25 protein-coding genes are annotated in these 21015 nt (G+C 65.8%); 14 read left to right on the forward strand and 11 right to left on the reverse strand.

Annotated features, from left to right (window positions below):
- Positions 1 to 25: 25 nt before the first annotated feature.
- The gene (locus tag LQ953_RS11745) at positions 26 to 919 is read right to left on the reverse strand and encodes a glycine--tRNA ligase subunit alpha (protein ID WP_231031092.1); all 894 of its coding nucleotides are present in this window, start codon (positions 917 to 919) and stop codon (positions 26 to 28) included.
- A 66-nt stretch (positions 920 to 985) separates the two neighbouring features.
- On the opposite strand from LQ953_RS11745, the gene LQ953_RS11750 reads away from it, so the two are divergent.
- From LQ953_RS11750 to pth, 3 genes are all read left to right on the forward strand, one after another.
- Complete coding sequence (locus LQ953_RS11750; protein ID WP_231031093.1) at positions 986 to 1861, forward strand: TraB/GumN family protein; 876 nt, start codon at positions 986 to 988, stop codon at positions 1859 to 1861.
- A 107-nt stretch (positions 1862 to 1968) separates the two neighbouring features.
- A complete protein-coding gene (locus LQ953_RS11755) occupies positions 1969 to 2571 on the forward strand; it encodes a 50S ribosomal protein L25/general stress protein Ctc (protein WP_231031094.1) in 603 nt (200 codons plus the stop codon).
- 78 nt (positions 2572 to 2649) lie between these two features.
- Positions 2650 to 3219 carry an aminoacyl-tRNA hydrolase gene (gene pth, locus LQ953_RS11760; protein ID WP_231031095.1) on the forward strand — a complete coding sequence of 190 codons (570 nt, stop codon included), beginning with the start codon at positions 2650 to 2652 and terminating at the stop codon, positions 3217 to 3219.
- A gap of 58 nt (positions 3220 to 3277) precedes the next feature.
- Here pth and LQ953_RS11765 read toward each other — a convergent pair whose 3' ends face one another.
- On the reverse strand, positions 3278 to 4270 hold the full coding sequence (locus LQ953_RS11765) for a transferrin-binding protein-like solute binding protein (protein ID WP_231031096.1): 993 nt from the start codon (positions 4268 to 4270) through the stop codon (positions 3278 to 3280).
- Positions 4271 to 4337: 67 nt separating this feature from the next.
- Positions 4338 to 5246, reverse strand: a complete 909-nt coding sequence (locus LQ953_RS11770) for an oxygenase MpaB family protein (protein ID WP_231031097.1) — start codon at positions 5244 to 5246, stop codon at positions 4338 to 4340.
- 135 nt (positions 5247 to 5381) lie between these two features.
- On the opposite strand from LQ953_RS11770, the gene ychF reads away from it, so the two are divergent.
- On the forward strand, positions 5382 to 6479 hold the full coding sequence (gene ychF, locus LQ953_RS11775) for a redox-regulated ATPase YchF (RefSeq protein ID WP_231031098.1): 1098 nt from the start codon (positions 5382 to 5384) through the stop codon (positions 6477 to 6479).
- Between the two features lie 82 nt (positions 6480 to 6561).
- Here the strand turns inward: ychF and LQ953_RS11780 are convergent, their stop codons facing one another.
- Positions 6562 to 6954: a MerR family transcriptional regulator gene (locus LQ953_RS11780; RefSeq protein WP_231031099.1), complete on the reverse strand. Its 393-nt coding sequence runs from the start codon at positions 6952 to 6954 to the stop codon at positions 6562 to 6564.
- A 44-nt stretch (positions 6955 to 6998) separates the two neighbouring features.
- Between LQ953_RS11780 and LQ953_RS11785 the strand changes: the two genes are divergently transcribed.
- From LQ953_RS11785 to LQ953_RS11800, 4 genes are read left to right on the forward strand one after another with little or no spacing between them, the layout of a single operon-like run.
- Positions 6999 to 7754, forward strand: a complete 756-nt coding sequence (locus LQ953_RS11785; RefSeq protein WP_231031100.1) for a MauE/DoxX family redox-associated membrane protein — start codon at positions 6999 to 7001, stop codon at positions 7752 to 7754.
- Positions 7754 to 9088 carry a hypothetical protein gene (locus tag LQ953_RS11790; RefSeq protein WP_231031101.1) on the forward strand — a complete coding sequence of 445 codons (1335 nt, stop codon included), beginning with the start codon at positions 7754 to 7756 and terminating at the stop codon, positions 9086 to 9088. The genes LQ953_RS11785 and LQ953_RS11790 overlap by 1 nt, the downstream gene beginning before the upstream one ends.
- Positions 9089 to 9127: 39 nt before the next feature.
- The gene (locus LQ953_RS11795) at positions 9128 to 10396 is read left to right on the forward strand and encodes an alkaline phosphatase family protein (protein ID WP_231031102.1); all 1269 of its coding nucleotides are present in this window, start codon (positions 9128 to 9130) and stop codon (positions 10394 to 10396) included.
- A gap of 41 nt (positions 10397 to 10437) precedes the next feature.
- A complete protein-coding gene (locus tag LQ953_RS11800) occupies positions 10438 to 10887 on the forward strand; it encodes a MaoC family dehydratase (RefSeq protein ID WP_231031103.1) in 450 nt (149 codons plus the stop codon).
- Between the two features lie 47 nt (positions 10888 to 10934).
- On the opposite strand, the gene LQ953_RS11805 is transcribed toward LQ953_RS11800, so the two are convergent.
- The 5 genes from LQ953_RS11805 to petA form a co-directional block, all read right to left on the reverse strand.
- Positions 10935 to 11642: a hypothetical protein gene (locus LQ953_RS11805; protein WP_231031104.1), complete on the reverse strand. Its 708-nt coding sequence runs from the start codon at positions 11640 to 11642 to the stop codon at positions 10935 to 10937.
- 180 nt (positions 11643 to 11822) lie between these two features.
- Entirely contained in the window at positions 11823 to 12362 is a 540-nt protein-coding gene (locus LQ953_RS11810; protein ID WP_231031105.1) for an adenine phosphoribosyltransferase, read from the reverse strand.
- A 79-nt stretch (positions 12363 to 12441) separates the two neighbouring features.
- A complete protein-coding gene (locus tag LQ953_RS11815; protein WP_231031106.1) occupies positions 12442 to 13272 on the reverse strand; it encodes a cytochrome c1 in 831 nt (276 codons plus the stop codon).
- 14 nt (positions 13273 to 13286) lie between these two features.
- Entirely contained in the window at positions 13287 to 14576 is a 1290-nt protein-coding gene (locus tag LQ953_RS11820) for a cytochrome b (RefSeq protein ID WP_231031107.1), read from the reverse strand.
- Between the two features lie 12 nt (positions 14577 to 14588).
- Positions 14589 to 15173, reverse strand: coding sequence for a ubiquinol-cytochrome c reductase iron-sulfur subunit (gene petA, locus LQ953_RS11825; protein WP_231031108.1), 585 nt, complete (start codon positions 15171 to 15173; stop codon positions 14589 to 14591).
- Positions 15174 to 15438: 265 nt separating this feature from the next.
- On the opposite strand from petA, the gene LQ953_RS11830 reads away from it, so the two are divergent.
- Genes LQ953_RS11830 through LQ953_RS11840 form a run of 3 tightly spaced genes read left to right on the forward strand, consistent with a single transcriptional unit; the run spans position 15439 to position 17317 of the window.
- On the forward strand, positions 15439 to 15888 hold the full coding sequence (locus tag LQ953_RS11830) for a tRNA (cytidine(34)-2'-O)-methyltransferase (protein ID WP_231031109.1): 450 nt from the start codon (positions 15439 to 15441) through the stop codon (positions 15886 to 15888).
- A complete protein-coding gene (hemF, locus tag LQ953_RS11835; RefSeq protein WP_231031110.1) occupies positions 15885 to 16727 on the forward strand; it encodes an oxygen-dependent coproporphyrinogen oxidase in 843 nt (280 codons plus the stop codon). Before LQ953_RS11830 ends, hemF begins: the two co-directional genes overlap by 4 nt.
- Positions 16718 to 17317, forward strand: a complete 600-nt coding sequence (locus tag LQ953_RS11840; protein ID WP_231031111.1) for a GNAT family N-acetyltransferase — start codon at positions 16718 to 16720, stop codon at positions 17315 to 17317. Before hemF ends, LQ953_RS11840 begins: the two co-directional genes overlap by 10 nt.
- Here LQ953_RS11840 and LQ953_RS11845 read toward each other — a convergent pair.
- Complete coding sequence (locus tag LQ953_RS11845) at positions 17281 to 18012, reverse strand: hypothetical protein (protein WP_231031112.1); 732 nt, start codon at positions 18010 to 18012, stop codon at positions 17281 to 17283. The genes LQ953_RS11840 and LQ953_RS11845 overlap by 37 nt on opposite strands.
- On the reverse strand, positions 18009 to 18845 hold the full coding sequence (locus LQ953_RS11850) for a glycerophosphoryl diester phosphodiesterase membrane domain-containing protein (protein ID WP_231031113.1): 837 nt from the start codon (positions 18843 to 18845) through the stop codon (positions 18009 to 18011). The genes LQ953_RS11845 and LQ953_RS11850 overlap by 4 nt, the downstream gene beginning before the upstream one ends.
- A gap of 123 nt (positions 18846 to 18968) precedes the next feature.
- Here LQ953_RS11850 and lipB point away from each other — a divergent pair, with 123 nt between their 5' ends.
- The 3 genes from lipB to LQ953_RS11865 all read left to right on the forward strand — a co-directional run bounded on the left by lipB (position 18969) and on the right by LQ953_RS11865 (position 20853).
- A complete protein-coding gene (lipB, locus tag LQ953_RS11855) occupies positions 18969 to 19607 on the forward strand; it encodes a lipoyl(octanoyl) transferase LipB (RefSeq protein WP_231031114.1) in 639 nt (212 codons plus the stop codon).
- 109 nt (positions 19608 to 19716) lie between these two features.
- Entirely contained in the window at positions 19717 to 19992 is a 276-nt protein-coding gene (locus tag LQ953_RS11860) for a hypothetical protein (protein ID WP_231031115.1), read from the forward strand.
- A gap of 174 nt (positions 19993 to 20166) precedes the next feature.
- A complete protein-coding gene (locus LQ953_RS11865; RefSeq protein ID WP_231031116.1) occupies positions 20167 to 20853 on the forward strand; it encodes a hypothetical protein in 687 nt (228 codons plus the stop codon).
- Positions 20854 to 21015: the final 162 nt, after the last annotated feature.

Raw genomic sequence — 21015 nt, forward strand, 5'->3', positions numbered from 1 at the left:
CGTTCGCGCCTTCGCGTGAAACCAATCACGCCACCCACCCCGGATACTTGGCCTGCCAATCGGCCGTGTTCTTCTCGATCCACGCCGCGCAAGCGCCCTTCGCCAGGTCGCGTACCCGGCCCATATAGGCCTGCCGCTCGGCGACCGAGATCACCCCGCGCGCCTGGAGCAGGTTGAAGATGTGGCTCGCCTCGATCGCCTGCTCGTACGCGGGGATCGGCAGCTTGGTCTCAAGGCAGTTCTCGCACTCGGCCGCCGCCTTGCGGAACTGGTCGAACAGCGTCTCGGTATCGGCGACCTCGAAGTTCCAGGTCGACATCTGCTTCTCGTTTTCGAGGAACACGTCGCCATAGGTCACGCCCGCGTCGTTGAACGCCAGGTCGTACACGCTGTCCTTGTTCTGGATGTACATCGCCAGCCGCTCAAGCCCGTAGGTCAGCTCGCCCGCGACCGGCTTGCAGTCGAATCCGCCCATTTGCTGGAAATAGGTGAACTGCGTCACTTCCATCCCGTCGCACCAGACTTCCCAGCCCAGACCCCAGGCGCCGAGCGTCGGCGACTCCCAATCGTCCTCGACGAAGCGGATGTCGTGCTTGGTGAAGTCGATGCCGATCGCCGCGAGGCTGCCCAGGTACAGCTCCTGCAAGTCAGGCGGGCTCGGCTTTAGGATCACCTGATATTGGTAATAATGCTGCAGCCGGTTCGGGTTCTCGCCATAACGGCCATCGGTGGGGCGGCGGCAGGGCTGGACGAAGGCGGCGTTCCACGGCTCGGGCCCCAGCGCGCGCAGCGTCGTGGCAGTGTGAAAGGTGCCTGCGCCCATGCGCATGTCATAGGGTTGCAGGATCAGGCAGCCGCGCGTGCTCCAATAATCATGGAGCTTGAGGATCATGGCCTGGAAGCTGAGGGGTTCCGACATGCGCCGTGCTTTGGCGTGGCAGGCCCGCGTTGACAAGGCGGCAGTGGTTCCGGTCTAGCTCCGCCCATGTTCCGCGCCCTCCTCCTGGGGCTCGCGCTGCTGCTCGTCGGCGGCTGCGGGTCCAAGCACGCCGCCAGTGACGCCGATCCCGCTTTGTGGGTGGTGAAGGACGCCGACACCACGATCTATCTGTTCGGCACGGTGCACATGCTCAAGCCCGGGCTGAGCTGGTTCGACGAGGGCGTGCGGAAAGCGTTCGACGAAAGCGGCGAATTGGTGCTCGAACTCGTGATGCCCCCTGAGGCGGAAATGCAGGCGCTGGTGAGCGAATTGGGCATGACGCCTGACGCCACGCTGCTGCAACAGCTGCCGCCCGAGGCCGTCGACAAGCTGCACGCCACGCTTGCCGAAGCGGGTTTTCCTGCCAACGCGCTCGACCGCGCCGAGCCTTGGCTCGCGGCGACCATGCTGTCGTCAATGCCGCTGCGCGAACTGGGCTACGACGAAAAAGACGGCGCGGAACAGGTGCTTACCGCTGCCGCCAAGAGCGCGGGCAAGCGGGTGTCGGGCCTTGAGACCGCGCGCGAACAGCTAGGCTATTTCGACACGCTGCCCCTCCCCGCCCAGCGCGCGCTGCTGTTGGACACGCTCAAGGACCTGTCGAACACGGGCGGCACCGTCGACAAGATGGTGGCCGCGTGGAGCAAGGGCGATGCCGATGGGCTGGGCAAGATCATGAACCAGGACCTCGCCCGCTCGCCAGAACTCGCCAAGGCGCTGCTGGAAAGCCGCAACCGCAACTGGGCTGGCTGGATCACCCGGCGGATGCACAAGCCGGGCACCGTGTTCGTCGCGGTTGGTGCAGGCCATCTTGCAGGCGCGCAGAGTGTGCAGGCGATGCTCGCGGCGAAGGGACTGAAGGTCGAGCGCGTCGATTACTGATCCTTGCCCCTCCTCCCCTTTTCCGCTACAGGCCGCCGCTTCCGCGCCAGGGTCATCCCTGGAGGCCTGGCCGGGAATGGAACACTTTAGCACATTGGAATCGACACATGAGCGACACGCTTACGCTGTCGGCCGAGACGCGCGAACAGGTTGGCAAGGGAGCCTCCCGTTTGCTTCGTCGTGAAGGCCGCGTCCCCGCCGTGATCTACGGCAACAAGGCAGATCCCGTCAGCATCCACCTGAACGAGCGCGAGCTCCAGAAGCTGCTCAACACCGGGCACTTCTTCAACTCGGTCGTGATGGTCAATGGCGAGCGCACGCTGCCCAAGGACGTGGCATTCGACGTCGTGACCGACCGTCCGCTGCATGTCGACTTCCTGCGCATCTCCGAGCACGCGACCGTCACCGTTCAGGTGCCGATCGTGTTCGTCGACGAAGACGAGGCCCCCGGCCTGAAGCGCGGCGGCGTGCTCAACATCGTCCGCCACGAGCTGGAGTTGGTGGTCGACGCGGCTGAGATCCCCGACCAGATCGAGATCTCGGTCAAGGGTCTGGAAGTCGGCGACTCGCTGCACATCTCGGCGGTCACCCTGCCGCAGGGCGCGACTTCGGCGATCACCGACCGCGACTTCACCATCGCGACCGTGGTTGCTCCGTCGGCGCTCAAGTCGAGCGAAGGCGACACCGAGACGGAAGTAGCCGGCGAGTAATCACTCCCGCTTCGCGGTTCAAAAGATCGCCTCCGCACCCTAGGTGCGGGGGCGATCTTCGTTTTAGGGACTATGCGCATGCAGCTCTGGGTCGGCCTGGGCAATCCGGGGCCGCAATATGCGATGCACCGGCACAATGTCGGGTTCATGGCGCTGGACGCCATCGCCGAGGTGCATGGCTTCTCCGCACCCAAGAAGCAGTTCCACGGCTGGACTCAGGAAGGCCGTATCGGGCCGGAAAAGATCATCCTGCTCAAGCCCGCGACCTTTATGAACGAAAGCGGCCGGGCGGTGCGCGCGGCGATGGACTTCTACAAGTTCACCCCCGCCGACGTGACGCTGTTCCACGACGAGCTCGACCTGGTGCCGTTCAAGGTGAAGGTGAAGATCGGCGGGGGGACCGCCGGGCATAATGGCCTGCGTTCGACCGACGCGCATATCGGCCCGGACTTCCGGCGCGTGCGGCTGGGCATTGGCCATCCCGGGCACAAGGACCGCGTCACCGGCTATGTGCTGGGCAACTACGCCAAGGCCGAGATCGAGCCGCTGACCGACATGCTCGGTGCCATCGCCGCCGAGGCGGAGTGGCTGGCCAAGGGCGATGACCCCCGCTTCATGAGCGACGTGGCGTCGCGGCTGCAGGACTAACAAAAAAGAAAGGGGCCCCGGTCGCCCGGAGCCCCTCTCTATCAGCCCATAAGGCCGCTTACTTCTTGCCGACGACTTCGCCGACCAGACGCTGGTCGGCGCCGTTGAAGGTACCGGTGCCGGCGAAGGTGATGCCGACTTCCTTGGCCTGCGAGCCAAAGAACCCGCCGGAGATCGTGCCGGACAGCGGGCTGCCCTGCGTGAAGCTGCCGGTGAACTGGTTGTTACCCACGCCAATCGCGCCCTGCGCCGTGAAGGTGCCGTAGGGCGTGGTGGTCGCGCCATTGGTGGTCGTCAAATTCATCGTGACATTGACCAGCCCGGTCGCGAAGTTGACGCTCACCGTCACCGTGCCGCCCAGGCGGCTGATCGTGGTGGCACCGCCAGCGACGCTGACCAGGCGGGCGTTGACGCGCGAGGTATAGGCCTGGGTGCCAGTGGTCGGCATGTCAGTCAGTGCGGTCGGATAGCCGAACACCGAGTAGGTGATGCGCTTGGCACCCGTGGCCGAGTCACCGCGCCACCAATTCGCATAGCTGGTCTGCGTGAACTGCAGGCCGGTGTCGCTGGTGTTGGTCGCAGCGGCGATGGTGTTGTTCAGGAATTCCAGCTGCGAGAACTTGCCTGCCGTCGCGGTATCCGTCGTGCGGAACACGAACTCGGGCGCCGTGGTCGCCGGCGGGGTGGTGAGGTTCGCCTGCTTGAAGCGCGCTTCCTCGGTGTTTTCGCGGATCACGTAATCGGCGGTGGCAATCGCGTTGCTGGTTGCCAGGCGGACGCGGTTCGACAGCATTTCGGTGCCTGCGACGCCGAGGGTCACTGCCCCAGCGTCCGGATTGCCGGTGTAGCTGGTGGTCGCGTTGATCGTCGAGAACTCGGCCGCGGCTGCCAGCGGGAAGGCAGCATAGGTCGGCGACGCAGTGGGCGTCGGCGTCGGGCTGGTCGTCGGCGTAGGCGTCGGGGACGCGTCGTCGTCGTCGTCGCCGCCGCTGCAGCTCGCCAGCGCCAGGCCCGCCAAAGCGGCGCTCATGATGATGTGACGGCGAATCATTCCGTGCTCCTCTGAACTCAAACTTTGCCGACAAGGGCTCGCCGCCCTGTACCCCAGGTGAACGGGGCTACGTCAAGCGACGAACCGAAGGCTCTGGCTGAGGACAAGGCCCGTTCGCCCCTCCCCGCTTCACGCGCCGCTCCGCCTGGCAGCGAGGGCTGGACGGCAGCTGGATATGCTCTGCAGTGCGGGCAAGCCCCTGGAGCAGGCGGCGCTCGCGCGACCGCAGCGCAGGCAAGTCGCCCAGCCCGATCCGCTGCCGGAGATCGGCCGGCACCAGATCCACGGCCGCCCGGATCCCGAGCCGCTGGATGGGACGCAGCGGGCGCGGCATCAGCGGCGCGTCCCGAAGGACCGACAGGAACTCGTGCAGGATCGGCGATGGGCCGAGCCGAGGCGTCATTGCCGCGAACAGCGCGTCGAGTTCGGCGCCGGAGGCCGGCGGCGCCTCCACCCCGTACAGCGCGGCACCGGCCCTGGACTCGGCGAAGTAGCGGTCACGTTCCACCGGCGAGACCGGGCGGGCATAACGGTGATAGGCTTCCATAAACGCCCAGGTCGCCGTCGCCTGCACCCATAGCAGCAACTCGGGATCGTCGGCGGCATAGCGGATGCCCTCGGGCGTCGTGCCGCGGATCTGCGCGTGCATGCGGTTGACCCGTGCCGCCGTCGCTTCGAACACGCTGCGCGCGCCATAGACCGTGACCATCGCCGCCATGCCCGTGCGGCGCAGCCGCCGGCCGGGATCACGCTTGAAGCTGCTATGATCCCACACCCCGTGGCGCACCCTGGGCTCGCCGAGTTCCAGCAGCACCGCCGCGATGCCGCCGATATAGAGCGTTACTGGATTGCCATAGACGTCCCACGACACCGATCCCGCGGGCACCACCGCCGGCTCGCCGGGAGGCACCGTGAAGTCCACGCCCTCGGGGGCGAGGACCCGCGCCGCGACCCGGTCGAGAAGGCTGCGAATCATGGCACAATCAACGCCCTTTTCCGCGCTTGGCTCCCCTGCGCGCGCGAGCGGCTGGAAACGCGCGCGCTTTCCGCCTATCGAGCGCGCCAACCAGCCGGCATTTTCCGGCGCCACCAGATCAGGATCACGTTCCCCATGGGTTTCCGCTGCGGCATTGTCGGCCTGCCCAACGTCGGCAAGTCCACACTCTTCAACGCACTCACCGAAACCGCCGCGGCGCAGGCGGCGAATTATCCGTTTTGCACGATCGAGCCGAACGTCGGCAACGTCGCCGTGCCCGATCCGCGGCTGGACAAGCTGGCCGAGATCGCCGGATCGCAGAAGATCATCGCGACGCAGCTCGGCTTTGTCGACATCGCCGGCTTGGTGCGCGGCGCGTCGAAAGGCGAAGGGCTGGGCAACCAGTTCCTGGGCAACATCCGCGAAGTGGACGCGATCGTCCACGTCCTGCGCTGTTTCGAAAATGACGACATCCAGCATGTCGACAACAAGGTCGATCCGATCGCCGACGCGGAGACGGTCGAGACCGAGTTGATGCTGTCGGACCTGGAAAGCCTGGAAAAGCGCGTTCCTAACCTCATCAAGAAGGGCGCGCAGGGCGACAAGGAAGCCAAGATCGGCGCGAGCGTGCTCGGCCAGGCGCTGGAGCTGCTGCGCGACGGCAAGCCCGCGCGCCTCACCGTCCCCAAGGACGATGAAGAAGCGCGCGTCTTCGCCCAGGCGCAGCTGCTGACCGGCAAGCCCGTCCTCTATGTCTGCAACGTCAACGAGGAAGACGCGGCCAACGGCAATGCGCTGTCGGCCAAGGTGTTCGAAAAAGCGAAGGCCGAAGGCGCCGAGGCGGTGGTCGTCTCCGCCGCGATCGAGGCCGACATCGCGACCATGCCGGTCGAGGAGCGCGCCGATTTCCTCGCCGAGCTGGGTCTGGAGGAAACCGGCCTCGCCCGCGTGATCCGCGCCGGATACAAGCTGCTCAACCTGCTGACCTTCTTCACCGTGGGTCCCAAGGAAGCGCGCGCCTGGACCGTGCACCAGGGCGCCACTGCGCCGAATGCTGCGGGCGAGATCCATTCGGATTTCGAGAAGGGTTTCATCCGCGCCGAGACCATCGCCTATGACGACTTCGTCGCGCTGGGCGGCGAGTCCAAGGCCCGCGAAGCCGGCAAGCTGCGCGCCGAGGGCAAGGCCTATGTCGTGCAGGACGGCGACGTGATGCACTTCCTCCACAGCTGATGCGACGCACCATGCCCGGGCTTTAGGTTAGGGCATGGTGAAGTTGAGAAAGTTGGGACGCCGCGCAAAGCGCCGCTGCGCGTTACCCGTCGAACGCCGCCAGGATTGGGCACGGCCCCTCGCCGCCCCGGCCGCATTCATGCGCCAGCTTGCGCAGCGCATCCCGCGCCCGGCTGAGTTCCGCGATTCTGGCGTCCAGCGCTTCCAGGCGTTCGCGCGCCAGTTCTCGGGCGCGGGACCTGTCGTTGCGCGCGTCGAGATCCAGCAGCTCGGCGATTTGCTCCAGGGTAAAGCCCGCCCCCTGGGCCGAGCGGATGAAGCGCAGGCGGCGTAGGTCCGGTTCGCCGTAGCGGCGCACGCCGCCATAGCTCCCGGTACGCGCGGGTTCGTCGAGCAGGCCGCGGCGCTGGTAATAACGCACCGTCTCCACGCCGACCCCGCCTGCGTCCGCCAACTTGCCGATCGTCATCGTCATGCCGCTTGACTCCGTACCATGGTACGGGCGCTATATGGCGGCGCATGGCGAACAATGCAAAGCGCGCGATGCTGTATCGCATGGTCATGCCCGGGCATGTCTGCCCCTATGGGCTGAAGTCGAAATGGCTGCTGAGGCGGCATGGCTATGCCGTGGACGACCGGTCTCTGCGCACGCGCGCCGAAGTCGACGCGTTCAAGGCCGAGCACGGCGTAGCGACCACACCGCAGACGTTTATCGGCGGCGAGCGGATCGGCGGGCATGACGATCTGCGCCGCTTCTTCGGCAAGTCCGTCGCGGACAAGAACGCGACCAGCTACAGGCCGGTGATCGCACTGTTCGCGATGACCGCGTGCATGGCGCTTGCAGCCAGTGTCGCTGTCGAGGGCGCCCCTTTCACCCTGCGCGCGGCGGAATGGTTCGTAAGCTTCAGCATGTGCGTACTGGCGCTCCTGAAGCTCCAGGATGTCGAGCGCTTCTCGACCATGTTCCTCAACTATGATCTGCTCGCCCGGCGCTGGGTGCCTTATGGCTATGTGTATCCCTTTGCCGAAGGGTTGGCAGGCGTGCTGATGACGGCGGGGGTGCTGACCTGGTTGTCGGTTCCGGTAGCGCTGGTGATCGGCGGCATCGGCGCGGTGTCGGTGTTCAAGGCAGTGTATGTCGATCGGCGAGAGCTCAAATGCGCTTGCGTGGGCGGCGCCAGCAACGTCCCGCTGGGCTTTGTGTCGCTGACCGAGAACCTGTTCATGGTCGGCATGGCGCTTTGGATGCTGCTGCGTCCGATGGGAGTGATGTGATGCGTACCACCCTCGTTGCCCTGGCGCTGCTCGCGCCATTTCCGGCCATCGCTCAAGACCATGCCGGTCATGGGCAGCATCCTGCGCTGCCGACTCAGGAAACCACCTCGCCGGCGGATCACAACACGATGGACCATGGTCACATGGATCATGGTGCGATGGTTGAGGACGGCGTGATGGTCGCGGACAGCCATGCACTCCCCGCGACAACGCCGGGCACCGGTACGTCGCTGCTGCCAGGGGCGGAGGGCGGCATGCGCGGCGTGCATCTGACGCATGGCGGCGACTGGATGGTGATGGCGCATGGCGACGTCATGCTCGCCTATACCGATCAGGGTGGGCTGCGCGGCGAGGATGCGGTGTTCTCCGGCTCCATGGCGATGCTGATGGCGCAGCGGGAATGGTCCGATGGCACCCGAGTGCGCTTCAATGGCATGTGGAGCCTCGATCCCGTCAATGGCCGGCGCGGCTATCCCAATCTGTTCGCCACGGGTGAGACGGCCAACGGACGCCCGCTGGTCGACCGCCAGCACCCGCATGATTTCTGGATGGAGCTGTCCGCCCGCGTCGACGTGCCGCTGGGCGGCGGTGTCTCCGGCTTCCTGTATGGCGGGCCGGTGGCCGAGCCCGCACTCGGGCCCTCTGCCTTCGTCCACCGCCGCTCGGCACGATACCTCCCGCTCTCGCCGATCAGCCACCATTGGTTCGACAGCACCCATGTGACCTTCGGCGTGGTAACTGCCGGGCTGGCGACGCGCGGCGTGCAGCTCGAAGCTTCCGCCTTCAAGGGACGCGAGCCGGACGAGGAGCGCTGGGGCTTCGACACGCCCAAGCTCGACAGCTGGAGCGTGCGGGCAAGCTTCACGCCTTCCCCCAATTGGGCGCTGCAGGTCAGCCACGGCCGGCTCGAACAGCCCGAGGCGATGCATGCGGGCGAGGATGAGCGCCGCACCACCGCAAGCGCGCATTACGCCCGTGGCGGCTTCTCCGCGATGGCCGCATTTTCGGCCAAGGACCGCGTGCCGGGCCAGACGCTCACCGCCTGGCTGGGCGAGGCGAACTGGAACCTCGACAGCCATCACACCGTGTTCGGCCGGGTGGAAAATGTCGGCAATGACGAGCTTTTCCCCGATCATGACGATCCGCTGCACGACACGAAGTTCCGCGTGACGCGTTTCGAGGGCGGCTACGCCTATCGCATCCCCTTTGGCCGGGCCGAACTGGCGCTGGGCGGTTCGCTGGCGGCCTATGCCAAGCCTTCCGCGCTCGATGCAGCCTATGGCGACCGTCCGCTTAGCTACACGCTGTTCGCGCGGCTGGCCGTGGGGCAGTAGGACTTTTTTCGGCAACAATTGGCTGGCATCGGCGCGGCCATGCGTTTCCCCTCCAAGCTTGCCGCCGCCGCGTTTGCCGCCCTTCTTCAGGCCTGTGCAACTGCCCCGGTGCCCGTTCCCGCATCTCCGGCCAACGCTGTGGCCGAGATGCGCGAGCCGGTGACGATCCTCGTGTCGATCGACGGGTTCCGCCCAGACTATCTGAAGCGGGGCGTAACCCCGGTCCTTTCGCGGCTGGCGCGCGAGGGCGTTTCCTCGCCGATGCGGCCCAGCTTCCCGTCCAAAACCTTCCCCAACCACTGGACACTGGTCACCGGCCTGCGCCCTGACCGGCACGGCATCGTCGCCAACAAGATGGAGGACCCGGCTCGCCCGGACGAGGTCTTCACCATGGCCGTGGACGATCCCTTCTGGTGGAGCGAGGCTCAGCCGATTTGGGTCGACGCTGAAAAGGCCGGTATTCGCACCGCCACCATGTTCTGGCCCGGCTCCAACGTGCCGTTCGGCGGCACCGTCGAGCCAGGCGGTCACAACAAGGTGGTGGGCGGCACGCGCCCCAGCGACTGGCAGCAGTTCAATCAGGCCGTGACTGGTGAGCAGCGCGTGAATGGCGTCCTCGATTGGATGCGGCGTCCAGCTGCAACCAGGCCCAAGCTGGTGACTCTGTATTTCGATACGGTCGACACCGCCGGCCACGCCTATGGTCCCAACGACCGGCGCACCACCGACTCCGTTGCCGAGGTCGACCGGATGGTAGGCCAGCTGTTCGACGGGCTCGCCGCCCTGCGCCAGCCGGCGAACCTGGTGATCGTCGCCGATCATGGCATGGCGGAAACCAGCAATACGCGCATCGTGATGCTGGGGCTGCCGACCGACAGCTATCATCTGGTGGAGGCCGGTCCCTACGCGGCGCTGACGCCCACGCCGGGCCGTGAGGCGCTGGTAGAAAAGGCATTGCTCCGCCGCCACCCGCACATGGAATGCTGGCGCAAGGGCGAAATCCCGGCGCGCTTTCATTATGGGCGCAACCCGCGCGTACCGGCGATCCTCTGCCTGGCGGAAGATGGCTGGCTGATCAGCGACAAGCCCGCCAAGGGGCCGTTCACGCAAGGCGCGCATGGCTATGATGCCGCGTCGCCCGACATGGCGGCGCTGTTCATCGCCCATGGGCCCGCCTTCCGCGCTGCCCAGTTGCCGGCCTTTGACAATGTCGACGTCTATCCGCTGCTCCGCGACCTGATCGGGTTGCCGGCGAAGCAGGATGTCGACGGCACCGACGCTCCCTTTGGACGCGTGATCGGCCGCTGACCGGCTTGCACGGGCGCCGCTTTCGTCCGAAGCTCGCGCCCATGCAGTATCTGGATGATCTTTCCGTCGGCGACCGGGCGAGTTTCGGCCGCTACGAAGTCACGCGCGAGGAAGTGCTCGACTTCGCGCGCAAATATGACCCCCAGCCCTTTCACCTGTCGGACGAAGCGGCGGCGCAGACGCATTTCGGCCAGCTGGCGGCAAGCGGCTGGCACACCTGCGCGATGACCATGGCGATGCTGGTCGAGCATATGAAAACAAATCCCCAGGCAAGCCTGGGCGCCGCAGGCACGGACGAGCTGCGCTGGCTGAAGCCCGTCCACCCCGGCGACGTGCTACGCTGCGAAACCGAGATATTGGAGATCCGCCCGTCGCAGAGCCGCCCGGATATGGGCAGCATCCGCAGCCAGATGACGACCTTCAACCAAAAGGACGAGCCAGTGCTCCGCTTCGTCGCGCTCGCCCTGCTGCGCCGGCGCCCGCAAGGCTGACCTGCGCTAGCTAGGCGGAGCGACAACCGGCGCTCCGCCTCTAGGCCTTATTGCGGGCGCTGCGTCCGCCCACGCCAAGTTCCGCCACTGCGCGGCGGGGCGCTGGAACCGCCGCCCCGATAGGTCGAGGCGCCCGGCGGTACATGGCGGCGGTCGCTCCAGGTGCCGCTGTTCGGACGCGGGGTCGTGGCATCGGGCCGCGGCGGGCGATTGCCGCCATTCCAGTCGGGCCGCCCCGGGCGGTTGGGCCGCGAACCATTCCAGTCCGGGCGGTTAGGCCGATCGGGCCGGGCGCCATTCCAATCAGGACGGTTCGGTCGGTTTGCGCCGTCCCCGCCGGGTCGGCCTAGCCGGCCATCATTCCACCCCGGGCGTCCCAGTCCGCCGGGCCGGTTGCCCCACTGACCCCAGTTCGGGCGGCGATCGCCGCGCCAGTCACGCCCGCGATTTTCCCAATAGCGGCGCTGTCCCTGGTTCCAGCGATATGGACGGCGATAGCGGTCGTACACATAGACGCCCGAGCCCGGATAATAGTAATCGCCATACCAGCCGAAATAGCTGCCAAGCCCCGCGCCGCCATAGCCGAAGCCATCATAGCCGAAGCCGTCATAGCCATAGCCGCCATAGCCACCGTAATCGGCAACGCCATAGCCCACCGAAACCCCTGAATAGCCATAGCCGTCCTCGGCACAGCCGGCAGTGGTCAGGCCAAGCGCAGCGAGCATGCCGGCGGCGAGAACAGAACGAAGACCCATGGCGAACCTCTCAAGCCGCGGAAGGACCGGCGCGGCGGCGGTGTTATGGCTTAGAAGAACGTGGCGTCCGAAGTGATGTTCCGCAATGCGCCAGCGCAGCGGTCCTCTCGCTCCGAACGTCCCGTTTTGCGCCAGCCTGCCTGAACCGCAGCTTGCTCGCCGCCCCTGCAGAACGCTCGATCAGTGTCCCTCGAACGCAACCAGCGAGGAGACCGTCACACCTTCGTCGCGCAGCGCCTCCGCCCCGCCCAGTTCCGGCAGGTCGATGACGAAGCTCGCCTGCACCACCTCGGCGCCCGCCTTGCGCAGCAGCCGCACCGCCGCGCGCGCCGTGCCCCCGGTGGCGATCAGATCATCGACCAGCAGCACGCGCGCACCCGGCGTGCATGCGTCGGCATGGATGGCGATCCGGTCGGTGCCATATTCCAGCGCGTAGTCCTCCGCGATGGTGGCGCCAGGCAGCTTGCCGTCCTTGCGGATCAGCAGCACGCCCGTGCCCAGCTTCACCGCCAGCGCCGCGCCGAACAGGAAGCCGCGCGCCTCGACTCCCGCCACCAGGTCGATCGGCCCCTGCACCTGCTCGGCCATGCGGTCGATGGTCAGCCGCAGCCCCTCAGGGTCGAGCAGCAGCGTGGTGATGTCGCGGAACATGATCCCCGGCTTGGGAAAATCGGGAATCGTGCGGATGCGCGCGCGGATGTCGTCATTGTCGTTGGTCATGGCGCTTCCTTGAAAACAGAAATCCCGCCGGAGCAAGGCTCGCGGCGGGACTTCTTCACTCAGGCAATGGTGCCGGCGCTCAGTGCTTCACGCCGCGCCACACCGTCAGATACGCACCATAGGCCAGGCCCGTGGCGAGGATCAGGAACAGCACCACCGCCACGCCGGCACGGTGCCGGGTCTGCAGCGTCGGCTCCGCGGTCCACACCAGGAATGCCGCCACGTCCTTCGACATCTGGTCCACGGTCGCGCGCGTGCCGTCCGAATAGGTGACCTGGTTTTCACTGGTCAGCGGCGGCGGCATCGCGATGTTCAGGTTCGCGAAGTACGGGTTGTAATGGGATCCATCGGGAGTCTTGGCCGCCGGGAACTTCTTGAGCAGCTCGGCCGGCTGGTTCTGATACCCCGTCAGCAGCGAGTGGACATAGGCCGCGCCGTCATGCCGCGCCTTCGTGATCAGGCTCAGGTCAGGCGGGCTGCCGGTGCCGGGATAGTATACCTTGGGGAAGCGGTCCGACGGCAGGTTGTCGCGCTCGCCCCAGGTACCCGCCTTGGGGTCCTGCACCGGCTGCTTGATCGCCCAGTCCTTCGCGATCTTCTTCACCTCGGCTTCGTTATAGCCGATCTTCTGAAGGTCGCGGAACGACACCAGGTTCAGCGAGTGGCAGCTGGCGCAGACCTTTTCATACACCAGGAAGCCGCGCTGCAGCTGGGCGTTGTCGAACTTGCCGAGCGGCCCGTTCGAAGCGAGTGCGAGTTCCTCTGGATGCTTGTGGAACTCCTCCTCGGCGCTTGGCGGCGTGGGTTCCTTGATCATCGTCGTGATGGTGCCGACCAGCGCCAGCAACAGCACGAAGATGAAGCCGGCACCGATCAGGAACTTGATGGAGCGCGTGAACAGCGGAAGCATGTGGTCGTTTCCCCTTACGCGCGCAGCGCAGTTTCGGTCATCCGCGAGCCGCCATGGTCGCCCAGCACTGCCTCGGTGATCGAGTTGGGCAGCGGCTTGGGACGCTCCAGGCGCGAGATGATCGGAACGACGATCAGGAAGTGCGCGAAATAATAAGCGGCGCAGATCTGGCTGGCGATGACGATGCCGGGCGTCGCCGCCGAACCACCGCAATAACCCAGCACCAGCACGTCGAGCACCAGGATCCAGAAGGCGATGCGGTAGCCCGGGCGGAAGTTCGCCGAACGCACCGGCGACTTGTCGAGCCAGGGCAGGAAGAACAGCAGGATGATCGATCCGAACATCGCCACCACGCCCCACAGCTTGGCCGGGATGATGAAGTCCGCGGTGAAAGCGCGCAGGATCGCGTAGAACGGCCAGAAATACCATTCGGGCACGATATGCGCGGGCGTCGAGAGCGGGTTCGCCGGGATGTAGTTGTCCGGATGGCCCAGCAGATCGGGGTAGAAGAAAATCAGCGTCGTGAACACGAGCATGAAGATGCCGACGCCGAAGCCGTCCTTGGCCGTGTAGTACGGATGGAACGGCACCGTGTCCTGCTCACCCTTCACTTCCACGCCGGTCGGATTGCCCGAACCCGGAATGTGCAGCGCCCAGATGTGCAGGATCACGGCACCGGCAATCACGAACGGCAGCAGATAGTGGAGCGAGAAGAAGCGATTGAGCGCCGCGTCGTCCGGCGCGTAGCCGCCCAGCAGCCACACGCGCACCCACTCACCGACCACGGGGATCGCCGAGAAGAAGCCGGTGATCACCTGCGCGCCCCAGAAGCTCATCTGGCCCCAGGGAAGGACGTAGCCCATGAACGCAGTGGCCATGACGAGGAGGAAGATCACCACGCCGATCAGCCACACCATCTCGCGCGGCGCCTTGTACGATCCGTAATACAGGCCGCGGAAGATGTGGATGTAGATCACCAGCAGGAACATGCTGGCGCCGTTGGCGTGCGCGAAACGCAGGAACCAGCCTGCGTTAACGTCCCGCATGATCGTGGCGTTCACGCTTTCGAACGCACCCACAGCGGAAGTGTGGAAGTGCATCGCCAGCACGATGCCGGTGACGATCTGGATAACCAGCGCCAGCCCGGCGAGAACGCCGAAATTCCAGAAATAGTTGAGGTTGCGCGGCACCGGATAGCCGGCACCGATCGCATTATAAACGAAGCGCGGCAGCGGCAGGCGGCTGTCCACCCACTGCATGACCGGCGATTTGGGTTCGTATTGGCGTGCCCAGGGAAAGCTCATCAGCGTCTATCCTCAACCGACCACGACGACAGTGTCGGACGTGAATGCATAATCCGGAACCTGAAGGTTCGTCGGCGCCGGCCCCTGCCGGATGCGGCCCGCGGTGTCATAGGCCGAGCCATGGCATGGGCAGAAATAACCCCCGAACGGCCCGCGATTCTCGCCTTCGCCGGCACCCAGCGGCACGCAGCCCAGATGGGTGCACACGCCCAGCGTGATCAGCCAGTTCTGCTTGCCTTCCTTGGTACGCTCGGCGAGCGTCTGCGGATCGCGCAGGCTCGACACCGGCACCTTGTCCGCCTCGGCGATCTCCGCCGGCGTCAGGTTGCGCACGAACAACGGCTGCTTGCGGAAGCTCGCCTTGATCGCCTGCCCCGGCTCGATCGCCGACAGGTCAAGCTCAGTGGTCGACAGCGCCAGCACGTCGGCCGAAGGATTCATGGAATTGATCAGCGGCAGCACCGCGACAGCGCCACCGACACCTGCCACCGATACCGCGGCGACCTTCAGGTAATCGCGCCGGCGTAGATTCTCGATGGTATTGCCGGGAGGAACCACGGTCTGATCGGAAGAAACACCGTCTTCAAGCGTCGCCATGCATCAGCCCTTGCACTTCGAAACAACCCGCGGCGGATGCGCGGAAACGGGACACGGGCGAGTATTCGCCCAAAACCCCCGGTGCCCCCGGCGGCAGGCAGGGGTGATAGACGGGCATATGGAACTTTGCCAACAGGGTTTTTGCTTGAGGCGAACACATGCCAATGCTTGCTGCGCTGCAGCAGGACTTCGAGCGCGCATTTAATACACGCTGTTTCGCGCGCAGGGGTGACGCCGTACAGCCGGGGCGCTAGTCGGCTGCGCGATGCGCATCGCCCTGTTCCAGCCAGAGATTGCCGGCAATGTCGGCACCATCCTGCGGGTCGGCGCCTGCTTCGATGTGGCGCTCGACCTGATCGAACCGATGGGCTTCCCCTGGAGCGACCGCAGCCGCAAGCGCGCCGCGATGGACTATGACGATCGCGTGGACGTGCGCCGCCACGCCGATTGGGATGCCTTTGCCGCCGCGCTGACCGGGCGGCTGGTGCTGTTCACCACGCGCGGCGGCGTCGCATTGCCCCAGGCGCGGTTTGAACGAGGCGACACACTGCTGTTCGGGTCGGAAAGCGCAGGCGTGCCTGACTTCGTCCATGCCCATGCCGACCTTGCGGTCAGAATACCGCTTCAGCCCGCCGCCCGATCGTTGAACCTGGCGGTTGCGGTAGGGATCGGGATCGCCGAAGCGTTGCGCCAGACGGAAGGATTTGCCCCATGATCGAACTCGACCCGCAACAACAGCGCGCGCGCAGCTGGTTCGAAAGCCTGCGCGATTCGATCTGCGCCGAGTTCGAGGCGATCGAGGGCGAGGCAGGGTCCGATGCCCGTTTCCACTATACGCCCTGGGATCGCGTCGATGCCGCGGGCGCGCAGGGCGGCGGCGGCGTACGCGGCGTGATGAAGGGGCAGGTCTTCGAAAAGGTAGGCGTCAACGTCTCCACCGTCGGCGGCGCGTTCGAAGGCGATTTCGCCAAGAGCATCCATGGCGCGGGCGAAGATCCCAGCTTCTTCGCCACCGGCATCAGCCTGGTCGCCCACATGGCCAATCCGCACGTCCCCGCCGTGCACATGAACACCCGCTTCCTGACCACCACCAAACGCTGGTTCGGCGGCGGCGCTGATCTCAACCCGCCCATTCCCTATGCCGAGGATACCGAGGCATTCCACGCCCGGCTGAAGGCGGCCTGCGACGCGCACGACCCGGCTCACTATCCGCGATTCAAGGAATGGGCGGACGAGTATTTCTACATCCCGCACCGCAAGGTGCACCGCGGCGTCGGTGGCATCTTCTACGATCACCTGGAGAATGACTGGGAAGCCGATTTCGCCTTCACCCAGGATGTCGGCCGCGCCTTTCTCGACATCTTCCCGGCACTGGTGCGCCGGCGCATGAACATGCCCTTCACCGACGCCGACAAGGCCCGCCAGCTCGAATGGCGCGGCCGCTATGCCGAATTCAACCTGATCTATGACCGCGGCACGCTGTTCGGCCTGAAGACCGGCGGCAATATCGACGCCATCCTGATGAGCCTGCCGCCCGTCGCGACATGGGACTGATCCCCGTCGCCGATGGCCAGGTGGCCACGGTGGTCACGTCCCTGGAAATGCGGGAGCGGCCCCGCCCGCGCCCGCTGCCGCCCTCGCCGTTGCGGCTGGTACGCTGGGCAGCACCGGCGAGCGACAAGTACCGCACGCTGTTCCGCCGCGTCGGCGCACCCTGGCTATGGTTCTCGCGCCTGGTGATGGCCGAGGACGCGCTGCGCGCCATCCTCGATGATTCGCGGATCGAGGTGTATGCCGCGGTCGACCGCCATGGGATCGAGCTCGGCCTGCTCGAAATCGACTTCCGCATGGAGGCAGGCTGCGAGCTATCCTATTTCGCGCTGGTGCCCGAAATGACCGGCAAGGGGCATGGCGGCTGGATGATGGCCCATGCCCTGCAACTTGCCTGGCGCAAGGGCGTCGAGCGGGTGCGCGTCCATACCGGTTCGCTCGACCATCCCCGCGCGCTCGGCTTTTATCGCCATCACGGCTTCACCCCCACCCGCCGCACGGTGGAAACCTTTGCCGATCCGCGCCTGGCGGGCATCCTGCCCGCCGACGCCGCGCCTCACGTCCCGCTGCTGGGCACCTCCGCCGCGCGGTAGATCGCGGCCTGCAGGATCACCATCGCCAGCGATCCCGCCGCCGACACCGCTGCGGTCAATATCTCCAGCGGCAGCTGCAACAGCGGCGATCCGCCGCTCCGCTCCACCATCAGCGTCACAGCACTGAACAACAGCGCACCGACATAGCTGCACGCGAACACCATCACGCACATACCCGCCACGACCCAGCCGCGCCGCGCGGTCATGCGCACGCTGTCCATCACCGCGGCGAACGGCCCTCGCTCGGGACGGGTCACCACCGCCGCGCCGGTCAGGAACGCACGTCCGCCAATGTAGAGCGCGACGATTAGCAACAGCATCGATCCCAGCGCCATGGTGAACAACACGCAGGTCCAGGCGATCAGCAGCAGCGGCAGCAGCTTCAGCGTGCGCGCCATGGCCGCGCCCAGCGTGGGCCGGCTCCGGTCAAGCAGCAGTACCAACACCACGCCGCTCCCGAATGTGAGCAGCACCAGTTGCAGCACGATCCACCCACCTTGCTGCGCCAGCCATTCGCTGACGATCCGCAGCAGCTCCTGCCGGTCCGCAGTCTCTACCTCCGGCATCGGCAGGAACAGCCGCGTTGCCAGCGTCGGCAGGAAGAAGAACACCGACGCGACACGCACCAGCAGATCGCGCTCGCTGCGCCACAGCGCGCGGGCATCGACGAATACGGCGGGAACGCTCCAGGTCATGCCAGGCCCGCCGGGTCCCCGTGCGCGCCCGATCGGGCTGCCAGCGCAAGGTACAGCTTGGCCGTGAACCCGGCGAGCACGACCGAGAAGCCCGACTGCACCGCCGCCACCACGATCGAGGTGAGCACGTCCGCCAGGCTCAGCCCTTCGCCCGATCCGCCCGCGACGAGTTCGAACACGCTGCCGAACACCACCTGCGCGGCGAGCTGCGCCACCCAGCTGACCACCACATAGAGGATCAGCACGCCCAGGATGCGGAAACCATGGCCGCGCGTCAGCTGCCAGCTGCGCTTGACCGCGCTCAGCGCCCGACGTTCACGCACGATTGTAGGCGTGACGACCAGCAGCCGCGCGCCGAACCACAGAAACGCGCCCAGCAGCACCAGCATATAGATGCCCGCGAACGCCGCCACGCCCGCGCTCATGTTCAGCGGCTGTTCGACCGAAAGCGCCATCAGGTCCTGCCCGCTCAAGCCGATCGCAATCGCAATTGGCGAAGCGAGCACAAGCGCGGCGAGCAACAGCAACACGCTCACGCCCAAAGTCGCCGGAAGCCGGCTGAGCGCCACCCGGCCGGCGCTGCGGTCGGACACCAGGTCCAGGCCCATCGCCGTGATCGCCAGCGTGCCCCATAGCGACAGCACGGCAAAACCCAGCTGCAACAGTCCGAGCAGCAATCCCAGCATGGTCCCGTCGCGCGGTTGCAGCGCCGACAGACTGCCCTGGATCGAGGCGGGCACGAAAAAGGCGATCAGCGCCACCGGCAGGATGGCCGCGACATTGTCGCCGAGAAACTCGGCCGTGCGATCCCAAACGGTGCCCATCTTGACCATGCGTGTTCATTCCCGTGCCGCAGCAGCGCGTCCTGCATCAAGGCCACGCGCCGGTCTGTTACCCGCCGCCCGATGCAATGCCAATGCTTGCGAAACCGCCCGCAGGCGCGCAATCGGCGCTGCATGGCATCCCCGATTGAATGGCGCGTCGAACCAGGGCGCATAGAATACGGCGCCGCCCATGCCGAAATGGAAGCCCGCGCCGCCGCCGTCACCGCGCGCGAGGCGGCCGAGCTTGTCTGGCTGCTCGAACATCCCCCGGTCTATACCGCGGGCACCAGCGCCGATCCCAACGAACTGCTCGACGCGCGCTTCCCCGTGCATCGCACCGGGCGCGGCGGGCGCTACACCTATCACGGCCCCGGCCAGCGCATCGGCTATGTCGTGCTCGACTTGCGGGAGCGGCGGCGCGACGTGCGCAACTATGTCCATGCGCTGGAAGGCTGGGTGATCGCCGCGCTGGGTGCACTCGATATCGAAGCGTTCCGCGCGCCCGGGCGGATCGGCATCTGGACACTGGAGGGTGGTGTAGAGGCCAAGATCGGTGCGATCGGCGTGCGAATCCGCCAATGGGTTACGCTGCACGGATTCGCAGTGAACCTGTCGCCGTCGCTGGGCGATTTTGCCGGCATCGTGCCCTGCGGGATCGCCGAATTCCCGGTCACCAGCGCGGCGGCGCTGAGCAAAAACATCTCGCCAGCCGCCTTCGATCAAGCACTCTCCGCCACATTTATGCCCTTTTTAGAGGCTCTCAATCCTTGAGACGCAAAATCGAGTCTTGAGGGGCTGCCCCGAACCGTCTAATGTACACTCCGGTTTGGGTATTAGCGGCGCGTGCGTCGTCCAAATCCATTATCTAGGGAGCTTTTACATGCGTGCAGTCATTTCCAAGATCGTTGCTGGTTCGATGATCGCCGGCGCGGCCCTCCTGGCCTCGGCTTGCTCGAGCAACGACTCGAACACCAACGTGACCAACACCACCGAAGTCGTCCCGACCGAGAACATCGGCGCAACCGACACGATGGTCACCAACATCGACACCGCTGCTCCGATGGACAACGGCACGATGACCGACACCAACATGTCGGGCGACATGACCGGCAACATGTCGGGCGACATGACCGGCACCACCGGCAACGCGATGTAATCATCGCGCGCAAGCGTGTTGAAATGAACAAAGGGCCGTCCGGGCGACCGGGCGGTCCTTTTTCTTTGCCTGGCCCCCCTCCGGACTCCGTAATTCCACGACTTCGCAAAAAAGGCTTGGGCCCGGACTCGAAACCCCGTAACCGTGCGGATGCAAAAGGTTAAAGAGGGCGCAATGCTCGGTTCGCGTATCGCAATCATCGTCGCCGGCGCCGCCGGTCTCTTCGCCGCAGCACCCGCTTCGGCGCAGTTCTACCTGAAGGCGCCCACGCTGCCGAATGGGCGCGTCACCGGTGCGGAGCCCGGCATCGTCGCCTCTACACTGGCCGACGCCTCGCCCGTCGAGCTTCGCGCGGCCCTGGTGTGGAACCTGCGCGCGGCGCTCAACGTCGCGGCACTGCAGTGCCAGTTCGAACCGACGTTGCTGACGCTGCCCAACTACAACGCGCTCATCAAGGATCACGCAGAAGAACTGCGTACTTCTTATGGAACGCTTGAGAAATATTTCATTCGAACGCTGAAGAATCCCAAGGCCGGTCAAACAGAACTCGACCGCTTCGGCACTCGCGTCTATTCCAGCTTCTCTGCCGTGTCGGGCCAGCTGTCATTCTGCCAGACTGCTGCCGCAATTGGCCATGAGGCGCTGTTTACCAAGCGCGGCGAGTTCGGCGACCTTGCGCACGACCGCATGCGCGAACTCCGCGCCAGCCTGACTGCCTGGGGCGATCCGCTGGTCGGCGGCAACGTGTCGTTCCAATATCCCAGCTGGGGCCCGCTGCCGGTGTTCGGCAACGCCAAGTGCTGGAAGAAGCAGAGCTACCAGATCAAGCGCTGCGGCCCGGTGAATATCGCCAGCCGCTAGGGGAGCACAAACATCCCCGTCATCCCGGCCTTGAGCCGGGATCCCGCTTCTTCTTCTGGAGGTTTGAGAGCGGGACCCCGGCTCAAGGCCGGGGTGACGAAGAATTCAAATCGGACTGATCCCCGGCGAAGGCCGGGGCCTAGCTGCCACCGGCCTGACGAA

Origin of the sequence: Sphingomonas sp. IC-56, from assembly GCF_021043375.1 — a bacterium.
In the GTDB taxonomy this organism is placed as follows: domain Bacteria; phylum Pseudomonadota; class Alphaproteobacteria; order Sphingomonadales; family Sphingomonadaceae; genus Sphingomonas.

Excerpts from the sequence above, each read along its gene's own strand:
- LQ953_RS11810 (WP_231031105.1), bottom strand. The coding sequence starts at position 12,362 with ATGACCAACGACAATGACGACATCCGCGCGCGCATCCGCACGATTCCC.
- LQ953_RS11795 (WP_231031102.1), top strand. The coding sequence starts at position 9,128 with ATGCGTTTCCCCTCCAAGCTTGCCGCCGCCGCGTTTGCCGCCCTTCTT.
- LQ953_RS11765 (WP_231031096.1), bottom strand. The coding sequence starts at position 4,270 with ATGATTCGCCGTCACATCATCATGAGCGCCGCTTTGGCGGGCCTGGCG.
- LQ953_RS11750 (WP_231031093.1), top strand. The coding sequence starts at position 986 with ATGTTCCGCGCCCTCCTCCTGGGGCTCGCGCTGCTGCTCGTCGGCGGC.
- LQ953_RS11755 (WP_231031094.1), top strand. The coding sequence starts at position 1,969 with ATGAGCGACACGCTTACGCTGTCGGCCGAGACGCGCGAACAGGTTGGC.
- LQ953_RS11815 (WP_231031106.1), bottom strand. The coding sequence starts at position 13,272 with ATGCTTCCGCTGTTCACGCGCTCCATCAAGTTCCTGATCGGTGCCGGC.
- ychF (WP_231031098.1), top strand. The coding sequence starts at position 5,382 with ATGGGTTTCCGCTGCGGCATTGTCGGCCTGCCCAACGTCGGCAAGTCC.
- LQ953_RS11845 (WP_231031112.1), bottom strand. The coding sequence starts at position 18,012 with ATGACCTGGAGCGTTCCCGCCGTATTCGTCGATGCCCGCGCGCTGTGG.
- LQ953_RS11780 (WP_231031099.1), bottom strand. The coding sequence starts at position 6,954 with ATGACGATGACGATCGGCAAGTTGGCGGACGCAGGCGGGGTCGGCGTG.
- LQ953_RS11850 (WP_231031113.1), bottom strand. The coding sequence starts at position 18,845 with ATGGTCAAGATGGGCACCGTTTGGGATCGCACGGCCGAGTTTCTCGGC.
- LQ953_RS11865 (WP_231031116.1), top strand. The coding sequence starts at position 20,167 with ATGCTCGGTTCGCGTATCGCAATCATCGTCGCCGGCGCCGCCGGTCTC.
- LQ953_RS11770 (WP_231031097.1), bottom strand. The coding sequence starts at position 5,246 with ATGATTCGCAGCCTTCTCGACCGGGTCGCGGCGCGGGTCCTCGCCCCC.
- LQ953_RS11830 (WP_231031109.1), top strand. The coding sequence starts at position 15,439 with ATGCGCATCGCCCTGTTCCAGCCAGAGATTGCCGGCAATGTCGGCACC.
- LQ953_RS11790 (WP_231031101.1), top strand. The coding sequence starts at position 7,754 with ATGCGTACCACCCTCGTTGCCCTGGCGCTGCTCGCGCCATTTCCGGCC.
- LQ953_RS11805 (WP_231031104.1), bottom strand. The coding sequence starts at position 11,642 with ATGGGTCTTCGTTCTGTTCTCGCCGCCGGCATGCTCGCTGCGCTTGGC.
- LQ953_RS11800 (WP_231031103.1), top strand. The coding sequence starts at position 10,438 with ATGCAGTATCTGGATGATCTTTCCGTCGGCGACCGGGCGAGTTTCGGC.
- LQ953_RS11860 (WP_231031115.1), top strand. The coding sequence starts at position 19,717 with ATGCGTGCAGTCATTTCCAAGATCGTTGCTGGTTCGATGATCGCCGGC.
- petA (WP_231031108.1), bottom strand. The coding sequence starts at position 15,173 with ATGGCGACGCTTGAAGACGGTGTTTCTTCCGATCAGACCGTGGTTCCT.
- lipB (WP_231031114.1), top strand. The coding sequence starts at position 18,969 with ATGGCATCCCCGATTGAATGGCGCGTCGAACCAGGGCGCATAGAATAC.
- hemF (WP_231031110.1), top strand. The coding sequence starts at position 15,885 with ATGATCGAACTCGACCCGCAACAACAGCGCGCGCGCAGCTGGTTCGAA.
- LQ953_RS11820 (WP_231031107.1), bottom strand. The coding sequence starts at position 14,576 with ATGAGCTTTCCCTGGGCACGCCAATACGAACCCAAATCGCCGGTCATG.
- LQ953_RS11785 (WP_231031100.1), top strand. The coding sequence starts at position 6,999 with ATGGCGAACAATGCAAAGCGCGCGATGCTGTATCGCATGGTCATGCCC.
- LQ953_RS11745 (WP_231031092.1), bottom strand. The coding sequence starts at position 919 with ATGTCGGAACCCCTCAGCTTCCAGGCCATGATCCTCAAGCTCCATGAT.
- pth (WP_231031095.1), top strand. The coding sequence starts at position 2,650 with ATGCAGCTCTGGGTCGGCCTGGGCAATCCGGGGCCGCAATATGCGATG.
- LQ953_RS11840 (WP_231031111.1), top strand. The coding sequence starts at position 16,718 with ATGGGACTGATCCCCGTCGCCGATGGCCAGGTGGCCACGGTGGTCACG.